This window comes from Alkalimonas amylolytica (genome assembly GCF_900107845.1).
GTDB classification, from domain to species: domain Bacteria; phylum Pseudomonadota; class Gammaproteobacteria; order Enterobacterales; family Alteromonadaceae; genus Alkalimonas; species Alkalimonas amylolytica.
On the sequence record NZ_FNRM01000024.1, the window covers coordinates 1 to 1,913 of the forward strand.

A 1,913-nucleotide genomic window follows, 5' to 3' on the forward strand; every position below is an offset into this window, starting at 1 on the left:
GGTGCCTGGCGGTGTACTACTCTCGCATGGCGAATGCCACACTACCATCGTCGCAGCTGCGTTTCACTTCTGAGTTCGGAATGGAGTCAGGTGGTTCCACAGCGCTATTGCCACCAGGCGTAAACTGGTTTTGTCTGTCTTTAACTAGCAAGCTGATTTCGATAGCGTGCATACAAGCCACTTGGGCGTTGTATGGTTAAGCCTCTCGGGCAATTAGTACAGGTTAGCTTAACGTGTCGCCACGCTTCCACACCCTGCCTATCAACGTTGTGGTCTCCAACGACCCTTTAGCAGACTTAAAGTCTGAGGGATAACTCATCTTGTGGCCGGCTTCCCGCTTAGATGCTTTCAGCGGTTATCCGTTCCGAACATAGCTACCGGGCAGTGCCATTGGCATGACAACCCGAACACCAGCGGTTCGTTCACTCCGGTCCTCTCGTACTAGGAGCAACTCCACTCAATTATCCAACGCCCACGGCAGATAGGGACCGAACTGTCTCACGACGTTCTAAACCCAGCTCGCGTACCACTTTAAATGGCGAACAGCCATACCCTTGGGACCGACTTCAGCCCCAGGATGTGATGAGCCGACATCGAGGTGCCAAACACCGCCGTCGATATGAACTCTTGGGCGGTATCAGCCTGTTATCCCCGGAGTACCTTTTATCCGTTGAGCGATGGCCCTTCCATACAGAACCACCGGATCACTATGACCTACTTTCGTACCTGCTCGACGTGTCTGTCTCGCAGTTAAGCTGGCTTCTACCATTACACTAACCGTACGATGTCCGACCGTACTTAGCCAACCTTCGTGCTCCTCCGTTACTCTTTAGGAGGAGACCGCCCCAGTCAAACTACCCACCAGACACTGTCCGAAACCCGGATAACGGGTCTTCGTTAGAACATCAAACATACAAGGGTGGTATTTCAAGGTCGGCTCCATGAGAACTGGCGTCCCCACTTCTAAGCCTCCCACCTATCCTACACATGTAGGGTCAATGTTCAGTGCCAAGCTATAGTAAAGGTTCACGGGGTCTTTCCGTCTAGCCGCGGGTATACGGCATCTTCACCGCAATTTCAATTTCACTGAGTCTCTGCTGGAGACAGCCTGGCCATCATTACGCCATTCGTGCAGGTCGGAACTTACCCGACAAGGAATTTCGCTACCTTAGGACCGTTATAGTTACGGCCGCCGTTTACCGGGGCTTCGATCAAGAGCTTCGCTTGCGCTAACCCCATCAATTAACCTTCCGGCACCGGGCAGGCGTCACACCCTATACGTCCACTTTCGTGTTTGCAGAGTGCTGTGTTTTTAATAAACAGTTGCAGCCAGCTGGTCACTGCGACTCTCCGATGCTTACTCCGCAAGGGATTCACATCAAAGAGCGTACCTTCTCCCGAAGTTACGGTACTATTTTGCCTAGTTCCTTCAGCAGAGTTCTCTCAAGCGCCTTGGTATGCTCTACCTGACCACCTGTGTCGGTTTCGGGTACGGTCGTCAATACCTGAAGCTTAGAGGCTTTTCCTGGAAGCAGGGCATCAACAGCTTCGACTCCGTAGAGTCTCGTCTCGTGTCTCAGCATTAAGAAACCGGATTTTCCTGGCTTCTCTGCCTACGCACTTTCACGCGGACTACCAACGCCGCGCCTGCCTAGCCTTCTCCGTCCCCCCATCGCAGTATTGCCGGTACGGAAATATTAATCCGTTTCCCATCGACTACGCTCTTCAGCCTCGCCTTAGGGGCCGACTTACCCTACCCTGATTAGCATGGGATAGGAACCCTTGGTCTTTCGGCGGGGAAGTTTTTCACTCCCCTTGTCGTTACTCATGTCAGCATTCGCACTTCTGATACCTCCAGCCATCCTCCCGGACAACCTTCAACGGCTTACAGAACGCTCCTCTACCACTTGTGC

Annotated in this window: 2 rRNA genes; both read right to left on the reverse strand. The window is 52.8% G+C overall.

Annotation, left to right across the window (positions count from 1 at the left end):
* Positions 1-3: 3 nt before the first annotated feature.
* Positions 4-118 (reverse strand): 5S ribosomal RNA (gene rrf / locus BLW37_RS18510).
* Positions 119-192: 74 nt separating this feature from the next.
* Positions 193-1,913, reverse strand: a 23S ribosomal RNA gene (locus BLW37_RS18515); the annotation flags it as partial.